The sequence below is a fragment of the Mesorhizobium sp. WSM4810 genome, assembly GCF_055811235.1.
On record NZ_JBVVQV010000005.1, the window covers coordinates 38,699 to 56,681 of the forward strand.

The window sequence follows — 17,983 nt, forward strand, 5'->3', positions numbered from 1 at the left end:
TTTTTTTCTTTTTTTTTTGGTTGTTTTTTTCCCTCCTGCCGTGTTGTTTGTGGCGCGGCGCCCCGCGCGGGGGGGGGGGGGGGGGGGGGCGGCGGGGGGGGGGGGGGGGCCCCCCCACCTCAGCTGCCTCGAGCTTTAGACCGATAAGGATGGAGCGCGTCACAGCGGACCCCACCCGGCCCTTCGGGCCACCCTCCCCTCGAGGGGGAGGGATATCAGCGCCATCTCCCACCAGGAGCACCCTCGCCTTTGCCCGCCCCTCTCATCGAAATGCGCGGCATCTCCAAGAGCTTCGGCGCCGTCATGGCGAACGAGGCCGTCGATCTTAGCGTCGCACCCGGCGAAATTCTCGGGCTGCTGGGTGAAAACGGCGCCGGCAAGACGACGCTGATGAACGTGCTGTTCGGCGCCTATGCCCCCGACGCCGGCGAGATCCTGGTTCAGGGCCGGCCGGTGACGATCAACAACTCGGCCGATGCGCTCGCCGCCGGCATCGGCATGGTGCACCAGCATTTTCATCTGGCGCCGCGGCTTTCGGTGCTGGAAAACCTGCTGATAGGCATTCCCGGCAAATCGGGCCGGATCGACCGCGCCGGCGGGCTGGCGCGACTGGCGGAGATCGGCCGCCAGCATGGCCTCACGCTCGATCCGGACCTTCCCGTCTCGGCGCTGTCGATCGGCGAGCAGCAGCGGCTCGAAATCGTCAAGGCGCTGTTTCGCGGCGCAAGGCTGCTGATCCTCGACGAGCCGACGGCGGTGCTGGCGCCAACCGAGATCGATGGACTGTTTTCGGCGCTGCGATCGATGGTGGCCCAGGGCCTCGGCATCATCTTCATCTCGCACAAGCTCAACGAGGTCAGGGCGCTGACCCATCGCTGCGTGGTGCTGCGGCATGGCCGCGTGACCGGGCGCGTCGACGCACCTGCCAGCACGACATCCCAGGACATGGCGCGGCTGATGTGCGGCCACGAGATCGTACCGCCGGCCAGGGGACCGTCGACGCCGGGTGCTGCGGTGCTGACCCTGGATGGCATCTCGACATCGCGTCGTTCAGGCATGGCGCTCGCCGATGTCTCGCTCTTTGTCCGCGCCGGCGAGATCCTCGGCATTGCCGGTGTCTCGGGCAACGGCCAGCGGGCGCTTGCCGAGGTGATCTCCGGCGTTCGCGCGCCCGATGCCGGCCGGATGACGATAGCCGGCAAAGCTGTCTCGCGGTTCTCGCCGCGCGAGGTGCAGGCGCTCGGTCTCGGGCGCATCCCGGAAGACCGGATGACGACGGGACTGGTCACCAACCTGCCGCTTGCCGATTCGATGGTGCTGCCGCGCATCGGCACCGGGGCGTTCAGCCGCAACGGTCTCCTCAGGCCCGATGCGATCCGCGCCTTCGCCGAAGAACAGATCAAGGCCTATGACATACGCTGCCCCGGGCCGATGACGCGGGCCGGAGCGCTGTCCGGCGGCAATCTGCAAAAGGCGCTGCTGGCGCGTGAGCTCGCCTTCGACCCCAAGGTGCTGATCGTGTCGCAGCCGACGCGCGGCCTCGACATTGGTGCGGCGCGCTTCATCCACGAAAAGTTCCTCGACATGCGTGCCAGGGGCTGCGGCATCGTCGTCATCGGCGAAGACCTCGAAGAGCTGCTGATGCTCTGCGACCGCATCGCGGTGATGTATGAGGGGCGCATTGCCGGCACGTTGGACAGCGCCGACGCCACGATCGCGCGGCTCGGACTGATGATGACCGGAGCGGAGGGCCATAGTTGATGTTCCGCCTCGAAGCCCGCACCTCAACGCCCGCCTGGTTCAACCTGGCTCTGCCGTTGCTGGCCATCGGCGCGACATTGGTGCTGTGCAGCGGCCTCATTGCGCTGGCCGGTGCCGGGGTGATCGAGGCCTATGGCGTGATGTTCTCGGCGTCGCTGGGCGACAGCTACGCGATCACCGAAACGCTCGTGCGTGCAACACCGATGATCTTCACCGGGCTTGCCGTGGCGGTCGCCTTCCGCGCCAAATTCTGGAATATCGGCGCCGAGGGGCAGTTGCTTGCCGGTGCGGTGGCGAGCTGTGCGGTCGGCGCCATTCCGATGCCGGGGCCGCTTGCCATGCTGCTGATGGCGCTCGCCGGCGCCGCCGCCGGTGCTGCGGTCGCCCTGATCCCGGCAACGCTGCGGGTGAAATTCAAAGTCGATGATGTCGTTAGTTCACTGCTGCTCAACTCGGTCATCTTCTACGCGTTGATGGCGCTGATCGAAGGCCCTTGGAAAGACAGTTTCAGCGGGTACCCGATCTCGCCGCCGATCGAGGATTCAGCGAATTTCCCGGTGCTGCTCGAAGGCACGCGGCTGCATCTCGGCGTCGTGGCGGCTTTCGTGGCCGCACCGGTCATCTGGTTCCTGATTGCGCGCACGACGCTCGGCTTCAGGATCAGGGTGATCGGCGAAAATCCCGAGGCCGCGCGCTATGGCGGCATCCATGTCGAGCGGGTGCTGATCTCGACGGCGCTGCTGTCCGGGGCGCTCGCCGGCCTTGCCGGCGTCAGCGAAGTCGGCGGCGTGCATTTCCAGGTGATGAGCGACATCTCGCCGGGCTATGGCTATTCCGGCATCGTCGTCGCCATGCTGGCGAGGCTCAACCCGCTTGGCGTGATGCCGGCGGCGCTGTTCCTCGCCGCCGTCATGACCGGCGCCGAGGCGATGTCGCGGGCCACCGGCGTTCCGGCCTTCCTCAGCGACGTCATCCAGGGCACCGCGCTGCTCGCCATGCTGGTGGCGCTGCTGTTCACGGCCTATCGCATCCGCCGCGTCGGAGCCGCATGATGAGCGTCGTGCTCGAACAGATTTTTCAGGTCGGCTTCCTCGCCGCGATCATCCGCATCGCCACGCCTTTGGCTTTCGCGACGCTGGGCGAGATGTTTTCGGAGCGGGCCGGCGTGCTCAATCTCGGCATCGAAGGCATCATGCTGTTGTCGGCGATGACCGGCTTCACCGCGACCAGCCTCAGCGGCAGCCTGTGGCTCGGCGTGCTTGCGGCGGTGCTGACCGGTGCGCTGATGGGTGCCGTGCATGCGCTGTTCACGGTGGCTCTCGGCCTCAGCCAGCATGTCTGCGGCATCGGCGTGACGCTGTTCTCGTCGGGCCTCGCCTATTTCCTTTACCGGCTGATCTTCGGCCAGCAATCGGTGCCGCCCAGCATCAAGAGTTTCGAAACGCTGCCGATCCCTGTTCTCTCCGACATCCCGGTGCTCGGACCAGCCGTGTTCAACCAGTTTTCGCTGGTCTACATGGCGATGGCAGCCGTTCCCCTTGCCGCTTTCGTGCTCTATCGGACTCCGTGGGGCCTGTCGGTGCGCATGGTCGGCGAAAATCCGCGCGCCGCCGATTCGGCCGGCGTCGGCGTCATCGCCGCTCGCTTCCAGGCGGTGATCCTTGGCGGTGCCCTGATGGGGCTGGCCGGGGCTTTCCTGTCGATGGTGCAGTTCAACGCCTTCACCTTCGGCCTCGTCTCCGGGCGTGGCTGGGTGGCGATCGCGCTCGTCGTCTTCGGCCGCTGGGATCCCTGGCGTTCGGCGGGGGCGGCACTGCTGTTCGCCTTCGTCGATGCCCTGCAACTGCGCATGCAGGCGAGCGGGCTCGGCCATATCCCCTATGAGGCGTTCCTGATGCTGCCCTTCATCTTCACCATCGTCGCCATGGCGGTGATGTCACGCAACGCCGTCGCGCCTTCGGCGCTCCTCAAGCCGTTCCGCCGCGAAGAACGCTGACAGGGCGGGGAAGGGAATTCTCAGCCACCGCTTAGCGCCCGCATCACATTCGGCAGCGCCGGCAGCGTCAGCAAAACCGTGCCCGCAAGCCAGATCGACGCGACGACGATGCTCCTGGGGCGCGCCGACCAGCGCTCGTAGAGAGCGGCCGGCACGCCGGCGAGCATGATGGTCATCGTCGACAGGATCAGCGCACTTGCCATGTAGACGATCTGGCTCAGGGGAGGCGCCCAGCCCGGATACCAGATCGGATAGAACAGGAACACCATCAGCACCCACGGCGAAAAGATGCCGTTGACGATGGCGACCGCCATGATCGGGACAAGACCGTTTCTGTCCATTGCCTCAACCCCCCTGCGAAGCCATCGGCGCAATGCCGAAATTGATCAGAAAGACGAGGTAGAACACGCGCAAGGCCATAAGCCAGAGCACGCTGAAGACGATCACCACCGGCTGGGTCAGGATCGACGGCGTAATGCTCCGCACGGCCCGCAGGAACGGGTCCGTGACACTCTTGAAGAAGCGCCAGATGTAGTTGTCCCAGCTTTCGGGCACGAAGAGGCGGAGCAGGAGACGCCCCATCAGAGTGTACATCACCGCGGCAAGGATGAAATTCGGGATGTGGAAATACCAATAGGACCAGAAATCGTTCATGTGGGAGTTTCCAAGCAGCGGCGGCGCCGCGTTATGCCAGCGACGCCTCCAAAATGAAAGCGGGGTCCGTCACCGGACCCCGCCTTGAGCGCCGATCGCTATGCGCGATCAGGCAGTCTTTTCTTCCATCATCTGCTTGCCGCGCGGCACACGGATTTCTTCGATGAAATCCTGCATATCCCGGGACGGCGCCCTGGTGAGAAGGCTGATAATGATCATCACGGCGAAGCCAACCGGCAGTCCGAAGGCCGCCGACGAAATGTTCTTCACGCCCCACCACAGTTCCATATTCGGCGTCGCCTTGTCGAAGTCGGCGCCGTACTGGGTCATGACAAGGTAGAAGATGGTGATGCCGAAGCCCGCGATCATGCCGGCGACCGCACCGGCCGAGTTGGCGCGCTTCCACCAGACGCCGAGCACCAGCGCCGGGAACAGCCCGCCGGCGGCAAGAGAGAAGGCCCACGACACCATCGACAGGATGTCCGACGGCTTGGTCGATGCGACGTAGGCGGCCAGCACGGCGACCATAACCAGCAGGATGCGGGACACGATCAGGCGCCGCGACGTCGGCGCATTCTGGTCGATCATCTTGTAGTAGATGTCGTGGCTGAGCGCGTTGGCGATGGCCAGCAGCAGGCCGTCCGCCGTCGACAGCGCGGCGGCAAGACCGCCGGCGGCGACGAGGCCCGAGATGACGTAAGGCATGCCGGCCATTTCCGGCGTCGCCAGCACGATCATGTCGGCGTTGAGGTTGATGTCGGCAAACGAAAGTGCCGTCACCCCCTTTTCGGCGCAGGCCGCGACGATCGCCGCGGTGTCGGTCGCCGCCTTGCCGCAGATCTGCACGAGCGTATTGTCGGCAGCGGCCCAGCGCATCATCCATCCGGCTTTCTCGGCGATGTTTTCAGGCGTCAGGCCCGACGCCACCAGGTCGAGCATCGTCCACTTGGCGAACGCCGCATAGGCGGGCGCAGTGAAGTAGAGGATGAAGATGAACAGCAGCGACCAGGCGACCGAAACACGCGCTTCACGCACCGACGGGGTGGTGAAGTAGCGCATCAGGACATGCGGCAATGACGCCGTTCCGACCATCAGGCAAAGGATGAGCAGGAAGTAGTTCTTGGCATCGTAGCCGCCATGCACGAATGGGGTGATGTGATGCACGGTGATGCCCTGCGCCGTCTCAAGCGCGGTGATGTTCGCCAGCGCCTGGCCTTGCATCAATTGTGGGATCGGCACGCCGGTTTTCACCGTCGACATCCAGATGACAGGGATGAGATAGGCGATGATCAGCACGATGTACTGGGCGACCTGCGTCCAGGTGACGGCGCGCATGCCGCCCAACATGGAGCACACCAGGATGCCAGCCAGTCCGACATAGACCGCGACGTTGAAGTCGATGCCAAGGAAGCGGGCCGAGATCAGCCCGGTGCCGAAAATCTGCGCGACCACATAGGTAAATGAACAGGAGAACAGAACGATTACGCCGATGAAGCGGGCAAGATTGCCGCCGTAGCGCGCCGACAGGAAGTCGGGAACGGTGTAAGCGCCGAACTTGCGCAGATAGGGCGCAACGAGGATGGCCACGAGCACGTAGCCGCCGGTCCAGCCGAGCACGAAGCCGAGACCATCATAGCCGAGCAGATAGAGCGAGCCAGCCATGCCGATGAAGGAGGCCGCCGACATCCAGTCGGCGCCGGTCGCCATGCCGTTGTAGAGCGCCGGTACGCGACGCCCGGCGACGTAATATTCACCAACGTGCATGGTGCGGCTCAGGACGCCGATCACGGCGTAGATGACGATGGTGAAGCCCATGAACAGGTAGCCGATGACAACATTCTCGACGCCCATGGCGCTCAAGACAGCCATCAGGATGATGAAGGCTATGAAGCCGCCGGTGTAGATGCCGTAGATGCGGCCGAGATTGGAGGTGAAGTCGCCTCCGCCTGCGGTGGTGGATGTCGTGTTAGCCATTGAAGTTCCCCCGATCAATCTTCATGGACGCCATGCTCTTCGTCGATCGCGTTCTGGCGCCGTGCGAACCAGAACAGCATGACGACGAAGGCGATGAGCGAACCCTGAGCGGCCATGTAGAAGCCGAGCGGAAAGCCAAAGATGACGATGGTGTTGAGTTGCTCCACGAACATGTGGATGACGTAACCGAAGAACACCCATAGGCCGAGCATGACGAACATGAGGCTCTTGGTCTTGTTCCAATAACTTATGCGGTCTGGCGTCGCCATAGCGTTGAACCCTCCCTAGGTTGGCAGCTTGCGAACCGTCTCGACCGCAAGGCGCCGTTTAAAGCTTGCCTCTTCCGCTGACGCGGAAGCCCTCCGGCATATGTCGCGGCCAAGCATAGAATCAGCCGACCGTAACTTTGGAGGAGTATCACTTTTTGTCGCGGCTGTTCATACGACTTTAGAATCGGTGAAAGGACTGGAGAATCGGTGAGAGGACTTGAATTGGCAAGAGGGCTGGCGGTGCGGCCTCGCGGAGGCTAAACGGTCAACATCGGTTGGAACCGAAGGGAGAGCGCCATGGGCCTGCTGAACGACCTGTTGCCCGCGTTCCTGCGCAAGCCGCAGCCGATCGGCAGCGTCGGCGAACTGGCTGACTTCATGGATTCGCGCGCCGCCTTCCTGGCGCAGAAAAGCATCGTCGAGTTCTGCCGCGTCAGGGCAGGGGTATACTGGCAGAAGCTGTTCAGCGAGAAGGAATTCCAGGCGGCGCTCAGCCATTCGCGCTGGCGCGCCTACCCTGCGTGTTACGCCATGATGGCGGAAATGGTGGAGGGTGCGCTGCGCGAACCTGCCGGCTTGCGCCAGCGAGGCCTGCCGGCGGCGCTGGAACAAGTCGCCTTGGCAAGCTTCTCCAAATATGCCGTTCCAGAGGGCTCACCCGCCACTTTCTGGGAAGACGCCACCGAACTCACCCGTCAGCGCCTCGCCGCCACCCAGATCGGTCCGCCGCGGCCGGTGCGCGAGATCCCCGAGCCGCTGGCACGAACGGTTTTCGAGATGGTCCCGATCCACCCCAATCTGCTGACCAACGATTACGACTATATCTTCAACTTCCTGAGAATGAATCTGCTGCGCGCGCATGAGGATTTCCTGGTGCAGGCCGACCGCAGCGCCCTCGTCGACCAACTGCTTGGCGCCGCGCGCAGCTGAGTTTGTTTACTGTCCGAGCGTCGCCGGCGATGCGAACATCAGGTCCCGCACCAGGTCGGGTGCCGACTGAAGGCGCTTAATGAGGCTCTTGAGCTGTGCCTGCTGATCGCGCGCCAGCGCATTGATCTCGACGCGGTTGGATACCGGTATACCGGCGTAGATGTCACGCGTCTGCTGAGCGAGCAGCAAGCCGACCAGCATGGCGTGACCGGCCAGCATCGCCTTCATGTCGGGCTCGCCGCCAATATCCAGGGCGATCAGTTGCTCGAGCCGGGCACGCGTGCTCCGCTCGCGGATGCCGTGGCGAATTGCAAGCGTGCGTGCGGTCGCGACGATTGGAAAAAGGCCATGCTTCTTGATGTCCAGCCGGCCATTTTCAAGCTGAAAGCCGCCAAAGACAGTGAAGGGACTGCCGGTCGTCATCTGCTCGCCGAGCAGTTTCGCGAACACCGGCTCGGCGTGGGCACGGTCATAGGCATATTCGATGAACTGCGCGGCCAGCGTGGTGTCGCCATGCACCGGCCGCAGGTCGTAGACGATATCGACGTTGAGCAGGTCCTGAGGCCGCAGGCGGCGAACCCAATCCTCGACGCGCCGCTTCCAGGTGGAGAGGCTACCGCGGAATGCGGCATTCGAGGCCATTACCCCGCCTTTGCAATACGGCACGCCTGAGACGTCGAGCATGTCGGCGAGCCTGGCGCCGAGTTTCTTGAACCAGCGGTCTTCGGGCCCATCCGGCTCGCCATCTGCGAAGACGATTGCGTTGTCCTGGTCGGGGGCCATCAGGCTTTCGCCACGGCCGCCTGAGCCGAGCACGAGCACGGCATAGGCGCAGGGCGGCGGGCCGTGACCTTCGATCTGCATCTGCTGTTCGGCAAGCACGGCGGCGCGGCGGGTAAGCGAGCAAAGTTCGTCGCTGATGATTTCCGCCACCACGCGCGGGTCGATCGCTTCGCCGATGAGCGATCGTACCACGCCCGGCAGCATCGACCAGCTGGCCGCCAGTTCGGCGGCGTCCCTGGCATGTTCGATCGTGTCGTCGAGATCGATGGCAGCGGCGGCGCGAAGCCTCAGCAGGTCGCGCGCCGAAAGCACGCCGACCAGCATGCCGCCTTCGTCGCGGACGGCGAGGTGGCGGACTTTCAGCCGATCCATGCGGCCGATCGCCCGATAAGCGAAGGCGGCGGCGCGGATGCTTATCAGCGGTCGCGCTGCGATGTTTCCGACCGGCATGTCAAAAGCCCGCTCGGCGTCGGACGATATGCGGCGCAGCAGGTCACGCTCGGTAACGATGCCATAATCCTCGATCGCTTGATCCGGCGTTCCACGCTCGGACACGAGGACAGAGCTGATCTTGCGCTTGACCATGAGGTCGATGACCTGCCTTGTCGGCTTGGTCGACTTCACCACCACTGGCGGGCTGCTCATCAGGCTGCCGACGCGATGGCGATAGGCATAGGGATCAACCGGCTGAAACGCGGGAGCCTGGGGTCGCGACACCGGTTCGGCCCAGCCGGCGCGATGGCCGGCTTCGAGAGCGTCCGAAAGGGCAAGGCAGGCAACCTCGGCCTCTCCAAGTGTTCGGATGTTGCGCTTGCGCAACTCCGGAATCAGCGCGGCAAAGATGTCTCCGGCCGCAATCGCATCGCCCAGAGCCGAATGCCGGCCGGTTATCTCCAGGCGAAGCCACCCGGCGATCGTTTCCAGCGAATGGTCTGCCAGATTGGGATTTGCTATGGTCGCAAGAAGCCGGACGCACAGCGCCCGAGGCTTTTTCCAGGGCAAGCGGGCGCGTCGGCATTCGCGCTCCAATACGGCCAGGTCGAAGCCGATCGAATGGCCAACGAGGATGCGGTCGCCGACGAACTCCTGGAATTGTGCCCATGCATCCGGGAAGCTGCCGGCTCCGTCAACATCGGCATCGGTGATGCCGTGGACGAGCGAAGCCTCGGACGGGATTGCTTCACCGGGATCGATGAGCAGATCGAGCTGAGCTTGCCGTACGACCTTGCCATGCGCGATGCCGATCGCGCCAATCTGGACCACGCGCGCCTTGGTGGCGTCGGGCCCGGTTGTTTCGGTGTCGACGGCGGCAGCCGCAATTGCTATCAGCGGTGTCGCGCCGCTCGCCGGCTTCAATTCCGTCTCCTTCGGCATAGCCGATAGCCTTCCTCTGCCGGATGTCTTGCCCAGACAACGCCTGTCCTAGACAGCGCCTGTCGATGCCGGAAAGGTTCGATTCTGCTTTGCCATGCAACATAGAGCGCGCCGGCGGGCCGCGTCGATGGCCGAAGTCAGGCTATGGCGTTCGCAATGTTGCGCCGGGGAGTTGCGCGCCTGCACGTCCAGGCGGCACATTCGCCTTAAAGTGATTTGATACGGTCGCAGCGCTCGCACATTGTCGGCGAGCTTGCTGCCGAGGGCGCCGATGGATGAGATCAGGCGGGTTGCTGTGGGGTGCATCGGGCGCGCCGTCATGTTCGGCTCGCTTGCCATTGGCTGTGTCATGGTCGGATTCTCCTTCAACCCGGTGTCTGCATTTCGCTCCGGCGCGTTCCTCACGCTGACCATGGTTCTGGCGCTGATGTGGAAAGCCACGACCGCAGCCTTCAAAAATCCCAAGCACACCGAAGTCTGGCTCTACCTCGATGAGAAATCGCGCCCAGCCGATGCCTCGGCACGACGGGTGTTCGGCACCATCATGGGCGACGTTTATAGACTCTACGCCCGGATCGCGCTCGGCGTCGCGGTCGGGTTCTTCCTTGTGTCGCTCGTGCTGATGCTGTTCGGCCTGGAAGCTTACAGGCCGCCCGCCAACTAGGCGGCCGCTCCGCCCATCCCTGCCCGCCCGCACGACCGGGCGTTTTGCCATCGGGCCGATCGGCCTCGGAAAGTGCCGCGCTAAGCAGCAAACAAACCAAATTGTCCTCAGGTTGGAGAAAAACATTCTAAGGATCGCTGGAAAATAGCACTCGACAAAGTCTACTGATTTAATAGATTAACTGCCGAGACGGAGGTCGATATGTCCTATTTCCAGAACGCCCACACTGCCCGCCAAAGGCTCGGTTCCGAGCAGACTTGGCGGCCGGCCTATGCGGGCGCCTTTGCCTATCTCGTCTTTGCCCTTGCGTTCGTATTCACCGGGGCGGTCGTTCTGGGTTTTGTTCCCTGACTATGGAGCCCGCGCGTCATCGGGCCTGACTAAAGGGATAGCTGTCTGCCGTTTCGCGATATCGGAGTTGAATGAACCGAGTCCCGGTGCGCTTTCGCGCGCTTGACCCCAACGTGATGGAGGAGATGGCAATGCCGTTCGAGTTCACGCATGTTCCCGGTAAAACTCACCCGGCCGACCCAACCGCGCCGTTTTTCTACGATTTCGCGGAAACAGCGACAAAGCTGTCGCTGATCGAGGACATCGGTTTCCAGAAAATCGTCGTCGACGATCCGGCCGGGCTGCTGACCAATATGGATATTGCCGCCCGGGCGCTGGACCGCACTTCTTCGCTCGAGATCGTTCTCACGCATTGGGCTGGTGTGATCGACCCGACGGTGGCGGCACGGCAATTGGCGGCCCTCGACGCGAAAAGCGGCGGTCGGCTGTCGCTCAGGATGCTCAGCGAGCCGCTGAACGACGACGATGCCGAAACACGCCCGGTCGGTCATACGGTTGTCTGGCAGCGCATCGATGAATATCTGGTGCTGCTGAAACGGTTGTGGTCGAACGACAGGCCGTTCGACCATGAAGGCGCCTTCTACAGCGTCAGCGGCGGCTATGTGCCGCGCAAGGGGCCGCGTAGCGCCGGCGTGAGCATCCGCATGGGGGGACGGTCCGGAACGGCGCTCAGGGTCGCCGGGCGGCATGCCGATGTCTTCGAGCTGACGCCGGGTTCGCTCGACGAGATCCGGCAACTGATAGAGCGGGTTCGCAATGCCGCCGCCGAACACGGTCGGGCCGGCAAGCTGCGTTTCGCGCTCCCCGTCCGGATCCGTTCGGAGGGCAACGCTTCCTGCCAGAAGGCGGTCGAATTTGTCGGGCCGCCGACACAAGTCGCGCTTTCCCTGCTTCCTTATGCTGCCCTGGGAATCGAGGAGTTCATGATCGTCGGTGTCGACAGGCCGGGCGGCATCGCGGCGGCGGGCCGCGAGGTGATCGCGCTGCTGCGCAATTCGCTGACGCGCCGCGAGGCCGATGTCCCTCAGCCCGGCGCGTTTGCGCGTCGCGTGATCCGCGAAGCACGCGCCGGCTGAGCGCGTGCTATGCGCTTTGTGGTCGCCAACCCGAAGCGCGTGGCCATTGCCGACCTTTCCACATCAGCACCATGAAGTAAGGCCCGCCAACCAGGGCAGCAAGCAAACCCGCCGGAATCTGCCACGGGAAAATCAGCATCCGGCCGGCCCAGTCGGCCGAGACAAGCATCATCCCGCCAAGCATCGCGGAAGCGAAAAGCTGCGGCAACGCGCGTTGAAGACCGAGCATGCGGGCCAGGTGCGGCGCCATCAATCCGACGAAGCTCAGCGGCCCGATGACCAGCGTGGCTATTGTCGTCGGCACCGAGATAAGCACCAGGAGGACGACCCGCACGCGAAACAGGCCAAGCCCGAGCCCGCGCGAGGCGGCTTCTCCAAGCGGCAGGATTTTCAGCCAGCGGCTGGTGAGGGGCACGATGGCGAGCAGAGCAGTCGCCGTCACGGCAGCGATTGAGGCATCGGCGGCGGTGGCTCGGTAGGTGGAGCCGGACAGCCAGCCGATCAGCGTATCGAGCCGAGGATCGCCGCTGGCGAGCATCACCGCCGAGAATGCCGACGCCATCGTCGCCACGGCGACCCCGGAAAGCAGCAACCGATCAGGCGCGAGGGGCTGCCGGCGGGCGGTCGGCGAAACCATCGCCAGGCTGACCAGCGCCCCGACGAGACCGGCCGCGATCATCGCCGGACGGTTGACATCAGAAGTCGCGACGAAGAGCAGCAGTATGCCTAGCGAGGCGCCGCCTGAGATACCCAGCACCTCGGGCGCCGCCATCGGATTGCCGGTCATCCGCTGCATCAGCGTGCCGACCACGCCAAGCATCATGCCAGCGCAAACCGCGACGACGATGCGAGGCGCTCTGAGCGGCAGCAGGTCGGCAAGTTCGGCGGCCGAGGCCACGTGCCAGCCGGTCGCGCCTCGCCCGATGACAAGCGCGGCGCAGAGAAGAAGCGCCATCGCGACGAGCCCGAGCAGCAGACAGGGCCACCCGCTGCGCCTGCGCACGGAAGCCAGCATGGTGCCGTCCCGATCCGGGCTGGTGCGCAATTTCGGCAGGAGAAGAAACAGCAGCGGCGCACCGAGGAAAGCAGTCGCCACGCCTGCCGGGATTTCGGAGGTAAACGGCAGGACCTGCACCAGCCGGTCGGTCAGCCACAACAGCATGGCGCCCGCAAGCGGCGCCCAGATCATGCGCTGGCGCAGGGTCCGTGCGCCGGCGAGCCTGACCAGCGCCGGCGCCGCAAGCGCCACGAAGCTGATGACGCCGACGGCTGCGACCACCATGCTGCTCAGAGCGACGGCGACGGTCATCCCGGCCAGCCGTGTCATCGCGGGATTCGTTCCGAGGCTTTCGGCTCCCTCGTCGCTCAGGTCGAGAAGCCGCAGCGGCCGGAGCAGAAGGAAGGCGGCAATGCCGGCCATCGCCAGCCATGGCGCGAACCCGAGCACTACGGCATCGCCGTTCTGGATCAGCGAACCGCTCTGCCAGATGAAGAGCTCCTCGGAATATTCGCGGTTTGCCGCCATCAGCAGGGCGCTCGCCGAACTGCATGTGAGGCTGACCACCAGGCCGGAAATGATGATCGCGACCGGCGAGAAACTCCGGCCCCGGGCCAGAGCCAAAACCGCCAGCGTCGACAGGGCGCCGCCGGCGAGCGCCATCCATTCGCGACCTTGCTCCAGCAGCCACGGCGCGTAGAGCGTGGCGATCGTCAGGGCGACGGTGGCGCCTGCATTGGTGCCGATGGTCGTCGGCTCGGCGAGCGGATTGCGCAGCAGCTGCTGGAGCAGCGCGCCGGTCAGGCCGAGCGCCGCGCCGGCCAGCAGGCTGATCGCCAGGCGCGGCAGGAAGGCATGCCGGTAAAGCAGCTGCCGCGGATCGGAAAAGTCGGTCGCCACGAGCGACTGCCACCACATGTCGGCGGGCAACAGGCGCAAAAGCCCGGCAGCGGTGAGATAGGCGGCGAGCACCGCCGGCAGGCCGACGAGGGCGACGAGCATCCCTGCCTTGAAACGAGCACGATGGCTGGCCGTGGACTGCATGATGGTCATGCCCGGGCCAAAACCGTCGCAAAACGGGCAGCGGCGGCCAGCCCGCCGAACGGCCATACCGGCGGGATTGTCCTGACGTTGCCGGCCTTGACACAGGGAAGGTTCGCCCAGAGGCTGCTCTGGTCGATCCTGATCTTCACATGCGGCGGGATCGGATCGAGGGAAATCACGCGGGCCTCGCCGATCGCAACCAGCTCTTCGATGCCCAGCATGGAAAAGCCCCAGCTATCGGTCGGCGCCGTCCAGGCGTTGGTGAGGCTCAACCTGTCGAGCACGTCCTGGAACAGACTGCCCTTGCCGTAGACACGGACGTGACGGTCGTCGAACATGCTGATCACCGCGAGCGGCTGTTTTGCCCGTTGTGAAAAACGTGCCCTGATCTGGGCGATGGCCGCCGCCGTCGCCTGGATGAGGCGCTGAGCTTCAGCCTCGCGGCCGAGTTTTGAGCCAAGTTTCAGCGTCTCATTCTCGGCCTGGCGATAAGGCGCTTCGGTGCCATCGTAGAAGGGCACCGTATGCAGCGGCGCGATCCGCCTGAACGGAGATTCGTCCAGCCCATAGCCATAGGCACCGGTGATAAGGTCGGGCTTGAGTTCGAGGAGCAGTTCGAGATTGGGCTCGCCGCGCGAGCCGAGATCGAGGCAGCCGGCAGGAAGAGCCGGTCCCGCGACCCAGTCGCGGTAACCTTTTGAGTCGGCGACCGCCACCGGGCCGATCCCGAGCGAGATGACCATCTCGGCCGAGGTCCATTCGAGGCAGGCGATGCGCGGCGGCGGAGCGGCATGCGCCGGGCCGCCGCGCAGGCCTAGGCTCGTCGCGGCCAGGCCGGCCAGGCACCGGCGCCGCGTCAGTGGCGCCAATTGGGTCCGGGCCTGCACGCGCGGGTCACCATGTGTACTTCACCGAGCGGTTGATCCGGCGACCCTCGCCATAAAAGCAGCCGAAGCTTTCCGCGTAGCAGGAGGCGACATAGCGCTTGTCGAACAGATTGCTGACATTGAGGTTCAGCTCGGCGTTCCTCCATTCGTAGTGGAGTGCGGCATCGACAAGCGTGACTGCCGGCACTTTGAAAGTGTTGGCGTCGTCGCCGAAGGTCGAGCCGACATAGCGGATGCCGGCGCCGAGCCCGAAGCCTTCCAATTTGCCGCTGCCGACGGTGTAATTCGCCCACAGCGAGGCCGCATGCTCCGGCACGCCGAATGGGGTGTTGCCCTCATCGCTGATTGTCTCGCCACTATCGTCATCGACGGTGATCGAGGTGGCCTTGGTGATCTCGGTGTCGAGATATGTATAGGCCGCCCGGAAATCGAAGCCTGAATCGAGGCTCGCAACAGCTTCCAGCTCGATGCCGCGCGACCTGATCTCGCCGGTCTGGAAGATGTCGTTGGGCGCGCCAACACCGCCATAGCGTACGACATTCTGCCGGGCCAGGTCGAACGCCGAAACGGTGACGAAGGCGTTCCAGCCGACCGGCTGGTATTTCAGCCCGACCTCGTACTGCTTGCCGGTTTCGGGCACGAGCGGATTGCCGTTGCTGTCGGGGCCGGACACCGGCTGGAACGATTCGGAATAGCTGACATAAGGGGCAAGGCCATTGTCGGCGAGATAAAGCAGACCGGCGCGGCTGGTGAAGGCGTCGTCCTTCTGGCGGGGACCGAAAGCGCCGGCCAGATTGTCGTGGACTTTCGCGTCGGCCCAGTCCTGGCGGCCGCCCAGCGTCAGTCGCCAGTTGCCCAGCTTGATCTGGTCCTGTGCGTAGAGGCCGACCTGCGATTGGGTGGTGTCGGTGTCGGTATAGGGCGTCATTTCGCCGACCGGGTAGCCATAGGCCGGGTCGAATATGTTGAAATCATCGTCGGTCATATCGTTGCTGGCGGCATAGTCGCGGTAGGTGTAGCGCTTGTAGTCGAGGCCGAGAAGCAGCGTGTGGGCGAGCGGCCCGGTGTCGAAATCGGCCTGCGCCTGGTTGTCGATGGTCACGCCGCTGAGCCTGCTGCCGCCGGCATCGGCATAGCGGGAATAATCGCCCTTATCATTCAGAAGCCCGCCGCCGAAGACGCCTTCCTCATAGTGCTTCAGATAGACGTAGCGGGCATGCTGGCGAACCTGCCACGTCTCGTTGAGGCGGTGATCCAACTCGTAACCGATCGACGCCTGGTCGTTGTCGTAGGTGTCGAAGCCCGGTTCGCCGACGAACATGCTGTTCGGCAGGTATTTTCCGTCCCTGCCCGGCCTGATCGTGCCGTATGCCGGCAGATACTGCATCGCCCAGCCGGACCGGTCGCGCTGATAGTTGGCGAGGATGGTCAGGCTGGTATCGGCATCGGGCTGCCAGGTCAGCGCCGGCGCGATGAAGATGCGGTCGTCCTCGACGAAGTCTGTCTGCGTATCGCCGGTGTGGGCGGCGCCGGTGAGGCGGAACAGCAGCGACTTGTCGGCGTTGACAGCCCCGCTGAAGTCGAACTTTCCTTCATAGCGGTCGAAGCTTCCGGCGCCGAGCTCAACCTCGCGGAGGTTCTCCTCGGTCGGACGCTTGCTGACATAGTTGATGATGCCGCCAGGACTTGCCTGGCCGTAAAGAACCGATGCCGGCCCGCGCAGGATTTCGTAGCGTTCGGCACCGTAGGAATCGAGCGCCGTGAACAGCGTGAAATTGCTTTCCTTGAGCTGCAGCCCGTCCTTGTAGAAGACGCCGCTGGAGTTCGAAATGCCGCGTATCTGCAAGCCGTGGCCACGATTGTCGGTGCCGTAGAGATTGCCGGTTGCGCCTGGCGTATACCGCAGCGCGCTGTTCAGGCTGTCCACCGCCTGCGCTTCCATCTGGTCTTTGGTGATGACCGATATCGACTGCGGCGTCTCGATCAGCGGTGTTTCGGTCTTGGTAGCGGTGGAGCCCTGGGTGGCGACATAGCCGTCGACCGTCCCAAAGGCGCTTTCGACGCGTTCCTGAATATTGATCGGGTCGAGAGTGGTGGTCGCCTCCTGCGCGACGGCGTGACCGCCGCCAAGCAGCACCGGCAGCGACATCGCCGCGACCAGCAGGTTTCGGCGCGCAGTCACTTCGCTTTGAGTTCTTCCGCGACCTGAACCAACGACCATCTCGGCGCGCTCCACATTTCGTGTTTCGACGCAAATCCGGCGCGTCACGACATTTTGTTGACTCAAAAAGTCATCTTCATTGTTGACTAGTAAACTCATGTTTCATAGTCAACCGGACATCGGCGCCCGCAAACCGGATTGCCGAAAACCGGATTTCGAAATGCGCGCAAAGCTGGAGTGAGGCCGAGACGGTGGCAGGAATTCATGCCCAGACTGCCTTCCATGTCGAAGCGGTGCGGTTCGCTGTCGGCGAGCGGACGCTGCTCGGTCCCGTCACACTCGAGTTGCAACGCTCGCGCGTCTATGGGCTGATCGGGCACAACGGCTCGGGCAAGTCGACGCTGATCAAGCTCCTGGCGCGCCAGCAGCCGGCAAGCTCGGGCGGCATAACCTTCGCGCAGCGGCCGCTGGTGCAGTGGGGCGCGCGTGAACTGGCGCGCGCGCTCGCCTATCTGCCGCAGACGACGCCGGCGGCGACCGGCCTGACGGTGCGCGAACTGGCGACGCTCGGCCGCTATCCCTGGCATGGCGCGCTCGGTCGTTTCGGGCATGAGGACAGGCGCCATGTCGAGGAGGCGCTTGTCCTGACCGATATGGCTGACTTCACCGACCGGCTGGTCGACGAATTATCCGGCGGCGAGCGCCAGCGCGCATGGCTGGCCATGCTGGTGGCGCAGAATGCCGGCGTCATGCTGCTCGACGAGCCGATCTCGGCGCTCGACATCGCCCATCAGGTCGAGGTGCTGGGGCTGGTCAGGGACCTCAGCCGCAAGCGCGACCTGTGCGTCGTCGTCGTGCTGCACGATCCCAACATGGCGGCGCGCTACTGCGACGAATTGATCGCGCTGAAGGACGGCAGGCTGCTGACGCGCGGCACGCCGGACCAGATCATGCAGGGCGACGTGCTCAAAGGAATTTTCGGTGTCGAGATGGGCGTGTTTGCGCACCCCGTCACCGGCCAGCCCATCGGCTATGTGCAATGAGGCCACTGTGAGAATAAGG

At 64.2% G+C, this 17,983-nt stretch carries 16 protein-coding genes; 8 read left to right on the top strand and 8 right to left on the bottom strand.

The window, feature by feature from the left end:
• The first annotated feature begins 249 nt into the window (after nt 1–249).
• The 3 genes from AC0L3O_RS09230 to AC0L3O_RS09240 are packed head-to-tail and all read left to right on the top strand — an operon-like array spanning nt 250 to nt 3,757.
• Nucleotides 250–1,761: an ABC transporter ATP-binding protein gene (locus AC0L3O_RS09230; RefSeq protein WP_287343359.1), complete on the top strand. Its 1,512-nt coding sequence runs from the start codon at nt 250–252 to the stop codon at nt 1,759–1,761.
• On the top strand, nt 1,761–2,813 hold the full coding sequence (locus AC0L3O_RS09235; protein ID WP_128245863.1) for an ABC transporter permease: 1,053 nt from the start codon (nt 1,761–1,763) through the stop codon (nt 2,811–2,813). Before AC0L3O_RS09230 ends, AC0L3O_RS09235 begins: the two co-directional genes overlap by 1 nt.
• Complete coding sequence (locus tag AC0L3O_RS09240) at nt 2,813–3,757, top strand: ABC transporter permease (protein WP_128245864.1); 945 nt, start codon at nt 2,813–2,815, stop codon at nt 3,755–3,757. Before AC0L3O_RS09235 ends, AC0L3O_RS09240 begins: the two co-directional genes overlap by 1 nt.
• A 20-nt stretch (nt 3,758–3,777) precedes the next feature.
• On the opposite strand, the gene AC0L3O_RS09245 is transcribed toward AC0L3O_RS09240, so the two are convergent.
• The 4 genes from AC0L3O_RS09245 to AC0L3O_RS09260 form a co-directional block, all read right to left on the bottom strand.
• Nucleotides 3,778–4,098, bottom strand: coding sequence for a hypothetical protein (locus AC0L3O_RS09245; protein WP_473615419.1), 321 nt, complete (start codon nt 4,096–4,098; stop codon nt 3,778–3,780).
• 4 nt (nt 4,099–4,102) lie between these two features.
• A complete protein-coding gene (locus tag AC0L3O_RS09250; RefSeq protein ID WP_473536430.1) occupies nt 4,103–4,411 on the bottom strand; it encodes a YggT family protein in 309 nt (102 codons plus the stop codon).
• A 108-nt stretch (nt 4,412–4,519) separates the two neighbouring features.
• Complete coding sequence (locus tag AC0L3O_RS09255; protein ID WP_473536429.1) at nt 4,520–6,385, bottom strand: sodium:solute symporter family protein; 1,866 nt, start codon at nt 6,383–6,385, stop codon at nt 4,520–4,522.
• A gap of 14 nt (nt 6,386–6,399) precedes the next feature.
• Nucleotides 6,400–6,654 carry a DUF4212 domain-containing protein gene (locus AC0L3O_RS09260; RefSeq protein WP_023800520.1) on the bottom strand — a complete coding sequence of 85 codons (255 nt, stop codon included), beginning with the start codon at nt 6,652–6,654 and terminating at the stop codon, nt 6,400–6,402.
• Between the two features lie 297 nt (nt 6,655–6,951).
• Between AC0L3O_RS09260 and AC0L3O_RS09265 the strand changes: the two genes are divergently transcribed.
• Nucleotides 6,952–7,584 (top strand): hypothetical protein, encoded by a 633-nt coding sequence (locus tag AC0L3O_RS09265; protein WP_128245866.1) that lies wholly within the window; start codon nt 6,952–6,954, stop codon nt 7,582–7,584.
• A 6-nt stretch (nt 7,585–7,590) separates the two neighbouring features.
• Here AC0L3O_RS09265 and AC0L3O_RS09270 read toward each other — a convergent pair whose 3' ends face one another.
• Nucleotides 7,591–9,741: a DUF294 nucleotidyltransferase-like domain-containing protein gene (locus AC0L3O_RS09270; RefSeq protein WP_473615421.1), complete on the bottom strand. Its 2,151-nt coding sequence runs from the start codon at nt 9,739–9,741 to the stop codon at nt 7,591–7,593.
• A 271-nt stretch (nt 9,742–10,012) separates the two neighbouring features.
• Between AC0L3O_RS09270 and AC0L3O_RS09275 the strand changes: the two genes are divergently transcribed.
• From AC0L3O_RS09275 to AC0L3O_RS09285, 3 genes are all read left to right on the top strand, one after another.
• Nucleotides 10,013–10,405 (top strand): hypothetical protein, encoded by a 393-nt coding sequence (locus AC0L3O_RS09275; protein WP_023800517.1) that lies wholly within the window; start codon nt 10,013–10,015, stop codon nt 10,403–10,405.
• Nucleotides 10,406–10,606: 201 nt separating this feature from the next.
• A complete protein-coding gene (locus tag AC0L3O_RS09280) occupies nt 10,607–10,756 on the top strand; it encodes a hypothetical protein (protein WP_287343343.1) in 150 nt (49 codons plus the stop codon).
• Between the two features lie 131 nt (nt 10,757–10,887).
• Nucleotides 10,888–11,832, top strand: coding sequence for an LLM class flavin-dependent oxidoreductase (locus tag AC0L3O_RS09285; protein WP_473615539.1), 945 nt, complete (start codon nt 10,888–10,890; stop codon nt 11,830–11,832).
• A gap of 7 nt (nt 11,833–11,839) precedes the next feature.
• Here the strand turns inward: AC0L3O_RS09285 and fhuB are convergent, their stop codons facing one another.
• The 3 genes from fhuB to AC0L3O_RS09300 are packed head-to-tail and all read right to left on the bottom strand — an operon-like array spanning nt 11,840 to nt 16,942.
• Nucleotides 11,840–13,882: a Fe(3+)-hydroxamate ABC transporter permease FhuB gene (gene fhuB, locus AC0L3O_RS09290; RefSeq protein ID WP_473615422.1), complete on the bottom strand. Its 2,043-nt coding sequence runs from the start codon at nt 13,880–13,882 to the stop codon at nt 11,840–11,842.
• A complete protein-coding gene (locus AC0L3O_RS09295) occupies nt 13,879–14,760 on the bottom strand; it encodes an ABC transporter substrate-binding protein (RefSeq protein WP_473615424.1) in 882 nt (293 codons plus the stop codon). Before AC0L3O_RS09295 ends, fhuB begins: the two co-directional genes overlap by 4 nt.
• A 7-nt stretch (nt 14,761–14,767) precedes the next feature.
• A complete protein-coding gene (locus AC0L3O_RS09300; RefSeq protein ID WP_473615425.1) occupies nt 14,768–16,942 on the bottom strand; it encodes a TonB-dependent siderophore receptor in 2,175 nt (724 codons plus the stop codon).
• Nucleotides 16,943–17,172: 230 nt separating this feature from the next.
• Here AC0L3O_RS09300 and AC0L3O_RS09305 point away from each other — a divergent pair, with 230 nt between their 5' ends.
• Nucleotides 17,173–17,964: an ATP-binding cassette domain-containing protein gene (locus AC0L3O_RS09305; protein WP_128173647.1), complete on the top strand. Its 792-nt coding sequence runs from the start codon at nt 17,173–17,175 to the stop codon at nt 17,962–17,964.
• The last annotated feature ends 19 nt before the right edge of the window (nt 17,965–17,983 follow it).

Excerpts from the sequence above, each read along its gene's own strand:
- AC0L3O_RS09275 (WP_023800517.1), top strand. The coding sequence starts at position 10,013 with ATGGATGAGATCAGGCGGGTTGCTGTGGGGTGCATCGGGCGCGCCGTC.
- fhuB (WP_473615422.1), bottom strand. The coding sequence starts at position 13,882 with ATGACCATCATGCAGTCCACGGCCAGCCATCGTGCTCGTTTCAAGGCA.
- AC0L3O_RS09270 (WP_473615421.1), bottom strand. The coding sequence starts at position 9,741 with ATGCCGAAGGAGACGGAATTGAAGCCGGCGAGCGGCGCGACACCGCTG.
- AC0L3O_RS09240 (WP_128245864.1), top strand. The coding sequence starts at position 2,813 with ATGAGCGTCGTGCTCGAACAGATTTTTCAGGTCGGCTTCCTCGCCGCG.
- AC0L3O_RS09235 (WP_128245863.1), top strand. The coding sequence starts at position 1,761 with ATGTTCCGCCTCGAAGCCCGCACCTCAACGCCCGCCTGGTTCAACCTG.
- AC0L3O_RS09260 (WP_023800520.1), bottom strand. The coding sequence starts at position 6,654 with ATGGCGACGCCAGACCGCATAAGTTATTGGAACAAGACCAAGAGCCTC.
- AC0L3O_RS09250 (WP_473536430.1), bottom strand. The coding sequence starts at position 4,411 with ATGAACGATTTCTGGTCCTATTGGTATTTCCACATCCCGAATTTCATC.
- AC0L3O_RS09255 (WP_473536429.1), bottom strand. The coding sequence starts at position 6,385 with ATGGCTAACACGACATCCACCACCGCAGGCGGAGGCGACTTCACCTCC.
- AC0L3O_RS09280 (WP_287343343.1), top strand. The coding sequence starts at position 10,607 with ATGTCCTATTTCCAGAACGCCCACACTGCCCGCCAAAGGCTCGGTTCC.
- AC0L3O_RS09245 (WP_473615419.1), bottom strand. The coding sequence starts at position 4,098 with ATGGACAGAAACGGTCTTGTCCCGATCATGGCGGTCGCCATCGTCAAC.
- AC0L3O_RS09285 (WP_473615539.1), top strand. The coding sequence starts at position 10,888 with ATGCCGTTCGAGTTCACGCATGTTCCCGGTAAAACTCACCCGGCCGAC.
- AC0L3O_RS09265 (WP_128245866.1), top strand. The coding sequence starts at position 6,952 with ATGGGCCTGCTGAACGACCTGTTGCCCGCGTTCCTGCGCAAGCCGCAG.